The sequence below is a fragment of the Sphingomonas sp. J315 genome, assembly GCF_024666595.1.
GTDB lineage: Bacteria > Pseudomonadota > Alphaproteobacteria > Sphingomonadales > Sphingomonadaceae > Sphingomonas.
Window position 1 is genome coordinate 1,340,001 of sequence record NZ_CP088296.1, and the last position, 14,694, is coordinate 1,354,694.

Consider the following 14,694-nt stretch of genomic DNA (forward strand, 5'->3'; position numbering starts at 1 on the left):
TGAGAAACCCTTTTCGCATTCGCGCTTCCCAGCGCTCGACCAGCGACGATGAGTTCGTGCGCCTGTTCGGCGCGGGCGCGCTCGACGTAATCCAGTCGTTCGACGACCCTTGGGGCGGCCTTGTCTTCCTGCGCAGCGCGCCAGGCGGGGGCAAGACCACCTTCCTGCGCATCCTTACGCCGCGCCCCTTGAAGCTTACCCATGCGATCGCCGAGACCAATCAGCAGGTTAAGGCGACGCGTGACGCACTCCGCGACGTGGGCGCGTTGGGGGCCGATGGCCCCCAGTTGCTCGGAGCGATGGTGGTGTTCACCACCGAGTACAAAGAGCTGGCTGCCTTCGATCGTGGCAATACGCTGTTCCGTGAGCTGCTCAACTCGCGAATTGTGGTGGCGACTCTGCGGTCGGTGGTGGAGCGCGCCGAGCGGCGGTTCCCCGATAACCTGGACGAATTCACCTTCGAGTGGCAGCCAGATTCCGACGCGACGATCCCGGGGCGGGCGAACGGCCGCGAGCTGTTCGAGTGGGCTTCGCGCATCGAGCGCGGCTTCTACAATCGACTCGACGAGCTGGATGCCCCCACGCCAATCGACGGCGGCCATTCGCGCCTCGACGGCCTCAAATGGTTCGCTCAATCTCGCATCAGTAGCGCCAAAGGCGTGATCGAGGCGAAGCGTGTGCTGCTGATGGACGAGCTGCAAACGCTCGCGCCTGCGCAGCGCGGCAGCCTGATCGAATTCGTGACCAACGCCCGCGAGCAGTGCGGCGTGTGGATCGCTGAGCGGCTGGAGGCGCTGACGCACAAGGATTTGCTGTCGGAAGGGGCGCTCAAGAAGCGCGACTACGATACCGTGATCCAGCTCGAGGACCGCTGGTCCGGTTCAAAGATCAAGCCCTACACCAGGTTCGTCGAATCAATCGCCAACTTGCGGGCCGCGCGCGCTGATGGCTTCCAAGGCCGTGAGCTCTTCCCCCTGATAGGCGAGACAGATGACGTGTCGTCGCTCGAGGAAGCGCTGGTCATGCGCAGCGCCGAGATCGAGGCCGAGATCATCCGAGCCGGCGGTGCGGGCAACCGCTACTCGGCATGGCTCGAGGCAACGCGCGGCATGCCGGGCAACGCTATGGAGCGCGCCATCCAATGGCGGCTGCTGCAGATCTTGGTCATTCGCGACCTGCGCAAGGCGCAGTCGGCGTTCGACTTCGACGCGCTGACCGTGGATGAGTTCGACGACCGCTCGGGCAGCGGCACCGACCGGGCGGCGGAGCACTTCCTGCGAACCGAGGTGAAGGCACCGATCTACTTCGGCCGTGAGGTACTGAGTGTGGTCTCAACTTCGAATGTCGATCAGTACCTCGAGGTGGCGGGCGCGCTGTTCGAGGAGATTTCGGCCAAGATCCGCTTCCGCCGCGATCAGCTGGTGCCCCTATCGGCCGAGCGCCAGGATGCGCTCGTACGCGGCGTGGCGCAGGAGCGTTGGGAGGACATCATCCGTCGCCTCCCCCGCGGGATCGAGGCGCGACGGCTGCTCGAGGCGATCGGACAGTTCTGTCGCCAACAGACGTTTCGACCCAGCGCTCCGTACGCGCCCGGCGTGACCGGGATTGCGATCACGATGGCGGACCGCAAAATCCTGATCGACAGCGATGAGGACGAAATCGCGCATTTCCTGCGGCTGCGTGACGTGATGACGTCTCTAGTGGCGCACAACCTGCTGGTGCCGCGGCTCGACCACCGCAACAACAATCGCGAGTACGTGGTCTTCTATCTGAACCGTCTGCTGTGCGTGCATTTCGGGCTGCCGCTGGGCTATGGGGGGTGGCGCGCCCAGACGCTGCGGGATTTGCTCTTCTGGCAGGAGAAGGGCGCAAACGCGGTTGCGGTCGTGGAGGAGGCAACCCTTGTCTGACCGAGTCGTGGCGATGCGCTGGGATCCCTACTCACTGACGGCCGATGCCGACTTTGAGCCATTTTGGAGCGACCGGCTGAACGGCGGTGGACGCAGGTTGCTGCTAATCCTCGGGCGCGGGTTCGACGTCCGGACGCTAGCGGCCGCGCGTCGCTTGCACGCGCTCGGCGCCGACATCCGGGTGTGGCAGCTGGCGTTCGACAACGGCTTAGGCGACAGCGCCGTGCGGTCCGCGAAGACGACGGAGAACCACGAGGGTCTCCTCGAACTGTTTGGCGAGGATCGGGTGAAAGTTGTCCCGATCGAGATCGGCGGGCCATCGGGGGCGGCGGTTACGCCGCTGAATACGCAGACGGCCCTACAAGGTGCAGGTGATCCGTTGGAGTTCGACGACATCGTGGTCGACATCAGCGCCATGCCGCGCATGGTCGCGATGACAGCGGTAAGCGTTCTGCTGCACAGGCTGGACAAGGTTGCCAAGGCCGGCGGCGCGAGCGTCAACCTCCACGTAACGATCGCCGAGAGTGTGTCGGCTGATGTTGGCGCCGCAAAGGGCAGCCTCCGCGACAATGTATCGTTTGTCCGCGGCTTCTCGGGGCATCTTGAGGAGCAGACGACGCAGAATTGGCCACGTGTCTGGTTCCCAGTCCTGGGCGAGGGGCAGAAAGATCGCCTCAGCCTGATTCAGGAGTTGCTTGATCCGGACGAAATCTGTCCGGTCATCCCATTTCCGACCAAGAAGCCCCGGCGCGGCGATGAGGTGGTGGGCGAACATCGCGAGACGCTGTTCGACGACTTCCTGATCGAGCCAGCCAACATCCTGCTCGCCAGCGAGTATAACCCGTTCGAGGCGTACAAGCAGATCTACACCGCGATGGATCAATACAAGCGGGCGCTTAGCACGATGGGAGGCTGCAAACTGTTCGTGTCGCCGCTGTCGTCCAAGCTGCTGTCGATCGGCGTCCTGCTAGCGTGCTATGATCATCGCTACGGATCGGGCTCGAACGACGACTTCGACGTTGGCATCCCATATGTCGAAACGGCGGTCTACGGCGATCCCGATCAAGCCGGCACCGTCGGGTTCGAGCTGCACTCGATGTGGATTCGAGGCGATTGGGAGGAGGCGCTCTCGGCCCCTATCGTCGCCGATGGCGATGAACAGGGCCGGCCCGACAAGCCGCCCGTGCCGAACTGAATTGCTGCTTCCTGCGATCTACCGAAGCGTCCCTATTGCCGATAGGATCGTGAAGCGCATCTTCGCCGGAGAAGCGACAGCGGCAACGTGAGCGAGGAAGATTTCGTCTTTTAACCAGTGGGTTTGTTCTCCCCTTTCCCGACGACGGATTTGACGGGGTGATCTATCGGCCATGCTGATCGATAGTCCGTTATCGCCTTCTAGAAGCCGATAGCGGATCGGCCGCTTGCGGCCCAGCTCCAGACGTTCAACGAGATTTCAAACAAGCTTCACAGGCCTCTTGGATAAGGTCTCGGAGAATCCCTACCCGCTCGATCAGCCAACCGAGTTCCTCGGGCGTGATCTTGTAGTGCGGCGAATAGCGCGCATCGACATAGGCTCGCCGCAGTAGCTCGAAGCAACGCTGATTGAATCGGCTATCGCGCGGCCATGCGGACGCGAGGCTGCCGTCGAGTTCCTCACACAGATTGCGCAGGAAATTCAGCTTGTGTGACTTTGGGCTGTAGAGGCGCTGAACCAAGAGGAAGCAGTGGTAGAAGCGCTCGGCCGCCTGGTGAAGGTTGAACGCGGCCTCATTCGGGGAGCCATCGTTCGAATAGAACTGCGCCCCGCGTAGGAACGCCTCCGCACTCGGAAACCACTTGTCGAAATAGCCCTGCGCCTCTGTCCGAGCAGCTTCTTTCGTTAGTGGCTCTGGCGTTGCGAACGGATGATCGGGCGCTTCGTAGAGCGCGATCCCGTCGCGCACGATGTCGATGAAGAAATAGCGCCCGTGCTTGAGCTGCTTATTCACGTCGGTGAGGCTGTGAACGATGAAACTCGCCTGCGTCGCCAGCCGCTTGGTCACGACATAGTCGCGCACGAGACGGTCCTCGGCCGCCGTCCAGTAATCGGCGACCTCGGCAAGCTCGTCGTGGTTGACGACGACCAGCAGATCGTAATCGGAGAAATATCCGCCGACCGGGTCCTCGACCCAGTCGCCGCGGGCATAGGAGCCGAACAGGATCACCTTGAGAAGGCGCCCCGCTTTGCGGTGCGGCGCGTTGCGCCCGGCGAGCGCGTCCTCAAATTCCTCGAAGAGCACGCGCACGACATGCTCGAGTTCACGCTTCTTGCGGTCGGGAAGGTGGTTCAGCTCAGTACGCATGCTGAAATCAGATTCGCAGGTTTGCCTGTCGATGCAAGCCGTTCGGCCGATAATGGGATCGGCGCCCGGTGTCCGGCAGCCAATTCTATTACGCGCCGGAACCTCGCAATAGATTCCTATAGCCTCCCGCGATCAACGCGCGTGTTGTTGCCGTCAGCCGCTGGACACGCAGACGCAGATAGTCGCTGCGACCGCGCCAATCGCGGTCCACAGTCTCGATCCCGAACAGGGCCGCAGCGATCTCGCGCTGGCTTGCGCCTTGGGTGAGCCCGTCATGCGTCCGCAACAGCATGATCCACCGCTCCGCGCGGCGCTCGACCGAGAACAGCTCGGCAGGCATGCGACCGAGCCGCCATAGGCCGGCAAGACGTCGCAGGGTAAGGAGTTGCGGCTCCAGCCGCGCAAACCCCGCGAGCGCATAGCGCAACCGGACCGGCCCCTCGCTCAATGTACCGCTTCGCACATGCAGGCGGATCGACCGCCCGCCCTGACGTAACAGCAATTCCTCGCCTCCTCTCTCGCACCCGAGAAGCAGCGCTTCGACACCAGTGCAGCGGATGTCGAGCGCATAGGGATCCCTTGCATCGGCGGGGATTGCATCGACGCTCACCACCGCGTCATGGAGTCCGGGCAGCCAGAACAGCGGAGCGATCGAGGCAGGCTGTTCAGCCGGAAGCGCGAAAGCTTAAGCCCCAGCTCGGTCCGTGGCCCGGTGGGGCTTCGATCCGCAGATATCCTGCAGCCGGCACGCTGACGCCTGAAGCATCCGCCGCCTCGCTGCGATAGCGCGAATTGCGCCGAAGCAGCTCCCAGGCAAAGCCGGCACGATCGAGATCGCGCACGTAACGATAGGGGTCGGGCTCACGCCACTCGCTCGAGAAGGTCATCGCATTGGCCTCCATGTCCCCCGAGGGCAAAGGGACCAGAAGCACGAGCGGGTGTCCGCAATTGCCGCGGCGCGACTCGATCAGGCGCAACCCTCCGCAATATTTTTGCAGATAGTCCGCAAGATTTTGCCGAGAATCACTCAGTTCCTTGCGGACCAATCGTTACGCAAGGCGCTTTCCACCCCACACGACGCCTGTGTTCACAGCTCTGTCCGGCAACGATTCGCGATCATTGATGGAGACTGTGCCGCCAGCACATCCGCATTTGCACCGGATCGAGCAGCGGCGCACGTTCAGCGGCGATGTCATTGGAACCGGCGATGCGGCGTGCGGATAGAATCAGAGCGGAGCGTGAGTGCTTTCGATTGGCCGCGCCGCGATCGTCATGGCGGGCCGCCCACGCGTTGCCCTCGGCCCGACCTTTTCCTACCAACACGTCTGCCGGGTGCCGTGAAATAGGATCCGTCCTTAAGCCCGGGGTGCCGCCCAAGCGGCAGGGCATGGGACGAATGCAAATAGCGGGCCTCTCGCACAGAGGTTTCCAACACCCGGCCCCTCCATTCCCCGCCCCTTGCGCGCGAGTCCATGATGTTCCAGCATGGGCGCGCCGCCGAAGAACCGGCGGCAGGGGCGTGGAAACCCCTGTGCGTGACGCAACATCGCATCCCACGGCGACGCGCCGTCGGCTGCCCGTTGCCGATGCGGTGGTGCTGATGGCGCCGCCGGGCTTGTCCTGTGCAGGGCTTCCGACCGGGCTGGTTCTTCCCTCCCCGCCCCTTCCCATCCGGGGAAGGAACGAAGCGATGCCGGACACCGGTCCGAAGACAATAGTGAAGATCACGGTCCACGAGCGACGCGAACCGCGGCCATCGGAGCAACTCTATCGGCGCCATGCCGGCTGGTTGGGCAAAATCCTGGCGCTGCGGTTCAAAGCGAGCGCTCTCGACGTCGATGATCTTGTCCAGGAAACCTATCTGCGCGCGGCGCGCTACGGCGATGTCGAGGAACGTGGCCATCCGCGCGCGCTACTGCTCCAGATTGCGATCAATCTCGCACGCGACCAGTTGCGCCGGCGGGTGGTACGCGGCGGTCTGTCGATACCCCTCGATGAAGCCGGCGAAGCCGAGCTCGGAACCCAAGCGCCCGACCAGCACTATCAGCTCGAACTCAAGCAAGCAGTGCTCGCCTTGCCGCCGCGCTTTCGTCACGTGTTCGTCTTGAGTCGGTTCAGCGGGCTCACCTATGATGAGATCGCGAGCCATCTCGGCATCTCGGTCAAGACTGTTGAGTGGCGAATGAGTAAGGCGTTGGCAATATGCGCGGCCAGGCTGCGTGACTGAAAGGCAAGGCGCCATGAATCGCGGCAGCGAAGCAGAGGGTGAGGCGGCCGCGCGCTGGCTGGCCCGGCTCAACGCGCGTTCAGTTACAACCGACGAGCTCGATCGTTTTTATGCGTGGCGGCGCGACCCCGCGAACGCCGCGGCCTATGCCCGTGTCGAACGCGTTTGGCGCGAGGCGCATCGTCTGGAATCCGACCCCACGATCGCCACGGCGGTGGATGAGGCGCTCGAGCGCCCTCAGCAGCGAGGCTTCTTGGCAGGGCTCGTCCGCCGCCGGCTACTAGTCGCCGGCCTGACTGCGATACCGGTGGCGGTGACCGGCGTAGCGGCTTGGTGGACGTTCGGTCAGGCCGAAGTGCATGAGACGGTGCGCGGCGAACGGCTCGCGTTCGCGCTTGCCGATGGGACACAGGTGCAGCTCAACACCGACAGCCGGATCCGCGTGAGCTTCAGCGACGGTCAACGCGTGGTCGAACTCGAGCGCGGCGAGGCTTTGTTCGCGGTCAAGCGTGACCCTGCCCGACCCTTTATCGTCGAAGCCGGCACACAGTCGGTGCGGGCGCTCGGCACCAGCTTCTCGACCCGCCGTTCGGACGATGCGCTCAGGGTCGTTCTGATCGAAGGCCAAGTCGCGGTGAACAGCACTGGATCGGCAGAAGTGAAGCTCACCCGCTCCGGCGGAGCGGCCGTGGCACGCCCGGGAAAGCCGATCGTGCCCGGGATGACCGATCCGGCAGCGGCAACGGCGTGGACCCGCGGCAAGCTGCTCTTTCGGCAGACGCCGCTTGCCAGCGCGGTTAGCGAGGTCAATCGCTACTCGGCGCGTCGTATCGTGCTTGGCAGCCAGGCGCTCGGCGCTCGGCGCGTCGATGGCAATTTCGAGATCGGCGACAGCGAGAGTTTCGTCGCCGCGGTGACGACGATCTTCGATCTTAGCGTCCGCACGCAAGACACCGACATCATTCTCGAACCGCGGCCGGCAGGTGACGCGAAAAAAAGTTGAGCCCGTAGTTAGGGTCCCCCCCCCTCCAGCCCCGTTTCCCCATCGACGCCGGGATATCCGGCGCGACGGATCGCCGGAAACACCGGCGCCGAGCGGGGAGCGGGATGTGATCAAAGTGGACGACCGATATACGCTTTCAAGGCGATGGGTGCTGGCGGCTACAGCGGCCGCGATCTTCACCAGCCCGGCGGAGGCAGCCGCGCGCGAGACGGCAATCGAATTCAACATTGCGGCCGGTTCGCTCGACCGCGCGCTTGCCGCTTATGCCGAGACGACGCGTCGTCAGCTGCTCTATTCGAGTGCGCTCGTCGCAAACCGCACGTCGAAAGGATTACAAGGGCGGCACAGCGCCGACCGAGCGCTCGCCTTGCTTCTCGCCGATACCGGCATTCGCGTGCGTCGAGCGGGCAAAGCCTTTGTCCTGATCGAAGCAACGTCACGCCAGTCACGCGCTGAGCGCACACCAACCCCACGGCCGCCGCGGCGAGCCCAACAACGGACGCCATCGCCCGACCCAGCACCCGAAAACGAGACGGAGACGATTGTGCTGACGGGGACGAACATTCGCGGTGCGGGCGGCGGCAGTTCGCCGCTGGTGACGGTCTCGCGCGATGAAATCGAGCGGGCCGGCCAGTCGACGGTCGGTGCCGCGGTCGCTGCGCTCCCACAGAATTTCGGCGGCACGAGCACCGAGGACACCAGCCTGACCAGTTCGGATCGCACCACGCTCAACGAAGGGCTGGGCAGCGGCGCCAATCTGCGCGGACTTGGTAGCGATGCGACACTCACGCTCATCAATGGACGCCGCGTGGCGGGTGCTGGCGGCCAAGCCGAGTTCACCGACATCTCGATGATCCCGCTGGCGGCTGTCGAGCGGATCGAGGTGCTCGCCGACGGGGCATCCGCGATCTACGGCTCGGATGCGGTCGGCGGAGTGATCAACGTCATCTTGCGCAAGAGCTTCAAAGGCGGCGAGACCCGGTTCTATTCGGGTGTTCCAACGCAAGGCGGCGCTTCGGAAGTCCAGGTTGGCCAGGTGCTCGGCACTGCCTGGGGCGGTGGCCATGCGTTGATCGCCTATGAGTATTCGCTGCGCGAACGGCTGCGGGCGAGGGAGCGCGATTATACGCGGTCGGCCGACCTGCGCCCGCTCGGTGGCTCTGACTGGCGTTCGTTCCTGTCCAATCCGGGCACGATACTCGGTTTCAGCACTAGTGGCGCGCTCGTTCCCCTCTACGCGGTGCCGCCGGAACAAAATGGTCAGAATCTCACCCCTGGCGACTTCCTGCCCGGCGCCAACCTAGAGAACTTCCGTGAGCAGTCCGATACCTTACCCCGCCAGGAACGGCATAGCGCTTATGCAACCATCGAGCAGGAAATCACGCCAGGGGTGAGGCTGTTCGCCGAAGGACGCTATGGCCGCCGCGATTTCGAATATAATGGGCAGGCAAGCACATCGGTGATGCAGGTGCTGCCAAGCAACCCCTATTTCGTCAGTCCCACGGGCATGCCGTTCACGCTGGTGGGCTATTCGTTCCTGCGCGAGTTGGGCCCAATCCAGCAACAGGGGCGGATCGAGGCGTGGAATGCGGCAGGAGGGGTCACCGTCGATGCGTTCGCCGACTGGCAGATCGAGGCCTATAGCTCACATTCAATAGAGCGGAGCAGGTTGCGCGGCAGCGACTATGTTAACTCCTATTATCTCGCTGAAGCACTCGGCACCCGATCCGACGACCCTGGAACCACGTTCAGCACGGCAACGCACGGATTCTTCAATCCGTTTGGTGATGGTGCTGTGAACTCCAAGGCGGTGCTCGACTTTATCGGCCAAGGCTGGACCGCGACACGGCTCGACAGCGAAGTCACCTCAGCGACGATCAAGGGCGACGGCACCTTGTTGGAGTTGCCGGGTGGCCGTGTCCGGCTTGCCGTCGGCGCGACCTATCGACGCGACCGGTTCGAGCGTGACGGCGAAAACTTCACCTCCGATCCCGCGCCTCGGCCGTTCAATCATACTGATGCGAACCGCTCAGTGACGGCAGGTTTCGCCGAACTCGCAGTGCCCCTGTTTGGCGAGGGCAATGCGCGCGCCGGCCTCAAGCGTCTGCTGCTGTCGGCGGCGTTGCGTCACGAGCGCTACAGCGACTTTGGCGAGACCACCAATCCCAAGGTGGGGATGGTATGGGAGCCGGCCGTTGGCCTCACGGTGCGAGCCAGCTACGGCACCTCGTTTCGGGCACCAGCGATCCGCGAACTACGCGACCCATTACAGATTTCATACTCGCCACTGCGTGATACGGACGGAACTGTGCTTTCGGTGATGACGCTGTTCGGCGGCAACCCCGACCTCAAACCCGAAACTGCGCGCTCGTTTACCGTTGGCATGCGCTATAGCCCGCCTGACGCGCGGCGTTGGCGTTTCGAGCTTGGCTATTTCGAGACGCACTTTCGCGATCGGATCGAACGGCCCGCAGCCGACAACATCACCCAAGCGCTGACCAACCCGATCTACACCCCCTATGTGCGCCGGGTAAATCCGGCGGGGAGCGCAGCCGATCGCGCGTTGTTACTGGACTATCTCAACCATCCCGGATCATTGCTGCCGCCCGACTCTTATCCCCCTGAATTCTTTCGCGCCATTCTCGACGCACGACTGGTGAACTCGACCAAGCTGACCGTGCGTGGAATCGATATCGCCGCTGCTGGCGGATTTGCCACGCCGGACGGCGAGGCATCGTTCAGCCTCAGCGCCTCGCATATGATCGACTATCAGCGACAGATCACGCCACTCGCACGTCCGCTCGAACAAGCAGGCACCCTGGCGGATCCCCCCTCGTGGCGCGGACGGGCGATGGCGAGTTGGGATGCGCGGGGTTGGGGGGCATCAGCAACGCTCAACTACACTCATTCCTATCTTGAGGATATCGGCAGCCCGCCGCGGCGCGTTGATGCGTTCGCGACGATCGACGCTCAGCTACGCTTCGAGCCCAAGGCGCTCGCCGAACGCGGGTTCAGACTTTCACTCAACGTGCAAAACCTGCTCGATGCGCGTCCGCCATTCGTCGATCAGATGACAGGCGTCGGCTATGGTGCGGCAAATGCCGACCCCCTCGGCCGCATCCTGTCGATCCAGGTCGTCAAGCGATGGTGAAGACGAGCTAGCCATCACGCTCCTCTTTTAAGGATCAGACCCATGCGAAGCTCGTGGGCGGCGGCGCTGTGCCTCGTCGCCACGGTCGCCAGCGCGCGACCGTTACAAATCGAAGATCAACTCAACCTAGAAAGCTACGGGCAGGTACTGACCGATCCCACCGGTCGCTGGGGCATCATCGAACGCCGCCGGCCCTATGCCAGCGCTCCGAGCTATCGCTACGACTATATGACGCGCCGGCTGCTCTCGAATCTGATGATCGTCGATCTCGCGGCGGACTCGCCCGCGCGCGTGCTGTTCGCGCAGGATCCGAATGCGGGCTATTGGGCCGGGAGCTTCTCGCCCTCGGGACGCAAGCTCACGATCTTCCGGCTCGACGCGGCCCGGCTTCACATCGGCATCCTTGATATGGCGAAGCGTTCGGTGCGCTGGCTCTCGGTGGCACCGGACTTGCCCGATGCAAGCCCCGCACCGCGTTGGCTCGATGACGACCGGTTGCTGTTGGTCACCCTCGAAGGGACCGAACTGCCTGATCTGCTTGACACTCCGACGCGCGCGCAGCGCCGCGCCAGCACCTATTGGCATTCGGCCGAGACCGGCATGGCAGCGACTGTTTCGGTGCTCGGCAGCGGAAAATATGCTGCCATCGGCGTGACGCCCCGCGCGCGGCAGCTTCGCCTGATCGACCTGCGCACCGGCGCGTCACAGCAGCTATACGGCGGCGACATTTCCGATTTTGACTTGTCGTCCGACCGGACGCGGGTGGCGATCGTCTTGCGAACAGGCAACATCTTGCCCGATCCGGACGTACCGCTCGACCAGGCCTTCGAGCCCCGCCGGCACCGCCTGGCGGTTATCGAGTTGCCAAGCGGACGGGTCGCCCAGCCCTGTGCAAGCTGCGATGTTCTGCCGAATTTCCTGAGCTGGAGTCCAATCGGGAACGAGCTCTTGTTTCATGCCCGTGCCGACGGACAATCCTGGTCGTCGGGCAGCCTTCGCCGATGGAGTGCCTCCACTAGCACGTTAAGCTTACCCTTGCCGGCGGGCATCAGTCCTCGCCTCAGCATCGATGGTGGAAGTGCGCGGACGCTCGCGGTGCACTGGCTGGGCTCCACGCCGATCGCCCTCGTCGAGCGGAACCGCCGGTCGGACTGGGTCGCTGCGTCCCCTCACGGCCTCGTCACCTTGAGTCGCGATATGTCGGCGTCATCGGCGAGGCTCTTGGCGATCGACGGCAGGCTCGCGTTGATCGGCGACGGATCGCACGCGCGATGGGTCGATGCACAGGGCCGCATAGCCGGGTCCATCGCGGGAAGTCCGGAAGCGCTGATCCGCTTCGACCCGCACAGTTGGGGTACCCGCAACTGGATGAACGCCATTCCGCCGCTACCGCTGGTCGTGCGAACTGGAAAGGCCCGGGCACGCATTGAGGGTGCCGGCGATCAGCTGGGATCGCCGCTTGCGCTCGATCACAAGGATCGCGTCTTCGCGTTTGGCCGCGATACCGTCCTTGCCTATGCTGAAGACGCATATGGCGTCGGCGCGATCGTCGTGGCGGACCGTCATCGTCGGCGCGTGGTCGATCGCATCAACGTGCATCTCGCCGCAATCCAACCGCCGCGCGAAATCGACCTTACGACGACCGCGATCGACGGCGCGCAGCTTACGCACCGTCTGACACTGCCTCGAACCTCTGCGCAACCGCCGCAGCTCGTAGTGGTGCCTTACCCGGGGCTGCTGATGGCAAATCGCCCGGAGACGAGCGCGGCCAGCGCCAACATGATGACCCACGCCCACTTGATCGCAGGCCAAGGCTATGCGGTGCTCGAGCCAAGCATTCCTGTTCCCCCCGCCCCGGCCGATCCGCTCAAGCATCTCGGGCCACCGGTCATTGCGGCGATCGACGAAGCACAACGCCGCGGACTAATCGCTACGACAAAGCCGTTGCTGCTAGGACACAGCTTCGGCGGCTACGCAGTGGCGGGGCTGCTGGCACGTAGTGATCGCTTCGCCGCGGGCATCGCCGCCGCCGGTATCTATGATCTTGCGGCAGGCTATGGCGGGTTCAACCCGCGCAGCGATCCAAATGGCTCGGGCCTCGCGCTCACCATGTCAGTTGGCTGGTACGAGATGGGAGCCGGTCGCATGGGCGCTGCGCCTTGGCAGGATTCCGAACGCTATTTGCGCAACAGCCCTTACTTCGCGATTCCGCAGCTTCGCGCGCCCTTGCTGCTTGTGCATGGCGAGCTCGACTATGCCCCCGCCTATCAGGCCGAGCGGCTGTACACCGCGCTGCATCGCGCGGGCCGCGACGTTCTGCTCGCGCGCTATGCGGGCGAAGGCCATGTGCTGATCAACCCGCACAATATCCGCGACTATTGGCGGCGCGTCTTCGCGTTTCTTGCCACACACCGCGAACAGGAAGCGCAGCCTCAGCCCAAGCCCCAATAGCGCGCCCAAGCCTCGAACGCGACATAAGTCGCGATCAGCCGCGCATCCTCGCTCCAGATCAGGCTGTCTGGGTGCAGCGCCGCACGGATCGCATCCCCATTGAGCAGGCCGTGGCTGACCAGTGTGCCGTCGCCGAGATAGCAATGCAGGAAGGCAGCGTTCTCGGCGGCCGCGCGGCGGTAGTAGTTGGACGCATCGCCCTTCCCGCGGCGCCGGCGCAGATTTTCCGGGAGCCACACGCCGAACGTTTCGCGCGCAAGCGCGCGGTTGATCGTGCCATGGGCCAGCAGCCAGGTCGGGATGGCGAGGCAGGTCTCGACCACTGGTTGAGAGAGCAGCGGATGGAGCAGCGGCGTAAAAGCAGCGCGCGCGGTCGGGCTTTGGAAATGCTGACAATTGGCGATCGCGCGCAACTGGTCACGGCGGCCAGGCGACAGACTGGCCAGGTGCTCAAGCCAGGGGTGCTCGGTTTGCAGGCGAGCACGTATGGCGCGCTCGGCCAGATGGCCGCCAGGGAGCTTCGCTGACACTTCCCGCCGTGCGTAGACAATGTCGGCGAGCATCAGCCGATAGACGTGCCAGACCGATGTTCCGGCGCGAAGCGCCGTCTCGAGCGGAACGCGCGAGGCGAAGGTTGCGAACCGCTGCGTACGAGCCCGGTCAACAGCAATCCATGGCGAAGGCGAGTTGAGGAACACCGCATCCCCGCCCTGTCCGGTGAAGATAGCGGTCGCGTCCAGTGCACGCCCGACGCCTAGCGACGCGCCTTCGACCAGTGGATCGAGGCCGAAGATCACCGGCTCGAGCGGCTGCTCGGCTTGAAGCGCATCTTCGAAGCGGAATTCCGACGCCGTCGCGCTGACCTCCACAAGGCGCACGCCCCAGCGTTCGGCAACGGCGCGGGCATGTTCGCGTTCGTCGCCGCCCGAATGCCCCACATCGAAATGGACACAGCTGATTTCCGGAGGACGCGGTCCAGAAGCTATGGCACCCAGGATGATCGCAGAGTCGAGTCCTCCCGAGAGTTCGATTGTCAGCCGATCGTGTCGCGCCGCAAAGGCGCGGCAGCTGTCCTTCACCGCGTCGCGCAGCCGCGCGCCCGCAGCTGCGGCGTCAAGACCGGGTCGCGTTCTGCACAGCAGATGCGGCTGCCAGGCAGGCTCTACCGGTCCAAGCGTCGCACCGCGCCACTCGCGCTTGCATCCAGCCGGGACGATGTGGATCCCACGTAGTGGCGAGGCGTAGGTCAGCCGCAGGGGGTCGGCGAGCGCGGCGGCGAGTTGGTCGAGATCGCAGCGCGCATTCAGGCCAAGGGGCTCGCGCAGCCAGCGTGGAAGCGCGTCGCTCGCGATGAGCATGTTATCCTTTTGCGCCAAATAGAGCTGCTGCCCGCCGCTAGGATCGCGGGCGATCTCGATCGACCCGTCGGGACGGCACTCGAAGGTGACGAAGGTGCCCCAGATGCCGCTGGTTGACCCGTTGGGCTCGTTTTCATCAGCGAGACGGTCCGCTCGTTGGAAAATCTCGCCGATAAGCGTCACTTGTCCTTCGACGTTCACTTGACCACGCGGATCGACCACATCGCCGAGGACCAACATGTCAGCCGTGCG

Annotated in this window: 10 protein-coding genes; 6 read left to right on the forward strand and 4 right to left on the reverse strand. The window is 64.1% G+C overall.

Going from position 1 to position 14,694, the window contains the following annotated elements:
• The first annotated feature begins 56 nt into the window (after positions 1 to 56).
• Positions 57 to 1,910 (forward strand): hypothetical protein, encoded by a 1,854-nt coding sequence (locus tag LRS08_RS06905; protein ID WP_260481491.1) that lies wholly within the window; start codon positions 57 to 59, stop codon positions 1,908 to 1,910.
• A complete protein-coding gene (locus LRS08_RS06910; RefSeq protein ID WP_260481492.1) occupies positions 1,903 to 3,105 on the forward strand; it encodes a hypothetical protein in 1,203 nt (400 codons plus the stop codon). The genes LRS08_RS06905 and LRS08_RS06910 overlap by 8 nt, the downstream gene beginning before the upstream one ends.
• A gap of 247 nt (positions 3,106 to 3,352) precedes the next feature.
• On the opposite strand, the gene LRS08_RS06915 is transcribed toward LRS08_RS06910, so the two are convergent.
• The 3 genes from LRS08_RS06915 to LRS08_RS06925 form a co-directional block, all read right to left on the reverse strand.
• Positions 3,353 to 4,252 (reverse strand): HEPN domain-containing protein, encoded by a 900-nt coding sequence (locus tag LRS08_RS06915; protein WP_257844365.1) that lies wholly within the window; start codon positions 4,250 to 4,252, stop codon positions 3,353 to 3,355.
• Between the two features lie 88 nt (positions 4,253 to 4,340).
• Complete coding sequence (locus tag LRS08_RS06920) at positions 4,341 to 4,862, reverse strand: DUF2285 domain-containing protein (RefSeq protein ID WP_257844364.1); 522 nt, start codon at positions 4,860 to 4,862, stop codon at positions 4,341 to 4,343.
• 55 nt (positions 4,863 to 4,917) lie between these two features.
• Positions 4,918 to 5,184 carry a transcriptional regulator domain-containing protein gene (locus LRS08_RS06925; RefSeq protein ID WP_257844363.1) on the reverse strand — a complete coding sequence of 89 codons (267 nt, stop codon included), beginning with the start codon at positions 5,182 to 5,184 and terminating at the stop codon, positions 4,918 to 4,920.
• Positions 5,185 to 5,783: 599 nt separating this feature from the next.
• On the opposite strand from LRS08_RS06925, the gene LRS08_RS06930 reads away from it, so the two are divergent.
• The 4 genes from LRS08_RS06930 (at position 5,784) to LRS08_RS06945 (ending at position 13,084) form a co-directional block, all read left to right on the forward strand.
• Positions 5,784 to 6,479, forward strand: coding sequence for an RNA polymerase sigma factor (locus LRS08_RS06930; protein ID WP_257844362.1), 696 nt, complete (start codon positions 5,784 to 5,786; stop codon positions 6,477 to 6,479).
• 13 nt (positions 6,480 to 6,492) lie between these two features.
• Positions 6,493 to 7,482, forward strand: a complete 990-nt coding sequence (locus LRS08_RS06935) for a FecR family protein (RefSeq protein WP_260481493.1) — start codon at positions 6,493 to 6,495, stop codon at positions 7,480 to 7,482.
• A gap of 106 nt (positions 7,483 to 7,588) precedes the next feature.
• Positions 7,589 to 10,633, forward strand: a complete 3,045-nt coding sequence (locus LRS08_RS06940) for a TonB-dependent receptor domain-containing protein (protein ID WP_260481494.1) — start codon at positions 7,589 to 7,591, stop codon at positions 10,631 to 10,633.
• Between the two features lie 42 nt (positions 10,634 to 10,675).
• Positions 10,676 to 13,084, forward strand: coding sequence for a prolyl oligopeptidase family serine peptidase (locus tag LRS08_RS06945; RefSeq protein WP_257844359.1), 2,409 nt, complete (start codon positions 10,676 to 10,678; stop codon positions 13,082 to 13,084).
• Here the strand turns inward: LRS08_RS06945 and LRS08_RS06950 are convergent.
• Positions 13,066 to 14,682, reverse strand: coding sequence for an asparagine synthase C-terminal domain-containing protein (locus LRS08_RS06950; RefSeq protein WP_257844358.1), 1,617 nt, complete (start codon positions 14,680 to 14,682; stop codon positions 13,066 to 13,068). The genes LRS08_RS06945 and LRS08_RS06950 overlap by 19 nt on opposite strands.
• Positions 14,683 to 14,694: the final 12 nt, after the last annotated feature.

Coding starts and splice junctions, on each gene's coding strand:
- LRS08_RS06915 (WP_257844365.1), bottom strand. CDS start 4,252: ATGCGTACTGAGCTGAACCACCTTCCCGACCGCAAGAAGCGTGAACTC.
- LRS08_RS06935 (WP_260481493.1), top strand. CDS start 6,493: ATGAATCGCGGCAGCGAAGCAGAGGGTGAGGCGGCCGCGCGCTGGCTG.
- LRS08_RS06950 (WP_257844358.1), bottom strand. CDS start 14,682: ATGTTGGTCCTCGGCGATGTGGTCGATCCGCGTGGTCAAGTGAACGTC.
- LRS08_RS06945 (WP_257844359.1), top strand. CDS start 10,676: ATGCGAAGCTCGTGGGCGGCGGCGCTGTGCCTCGTCGCCACGGTCGCC.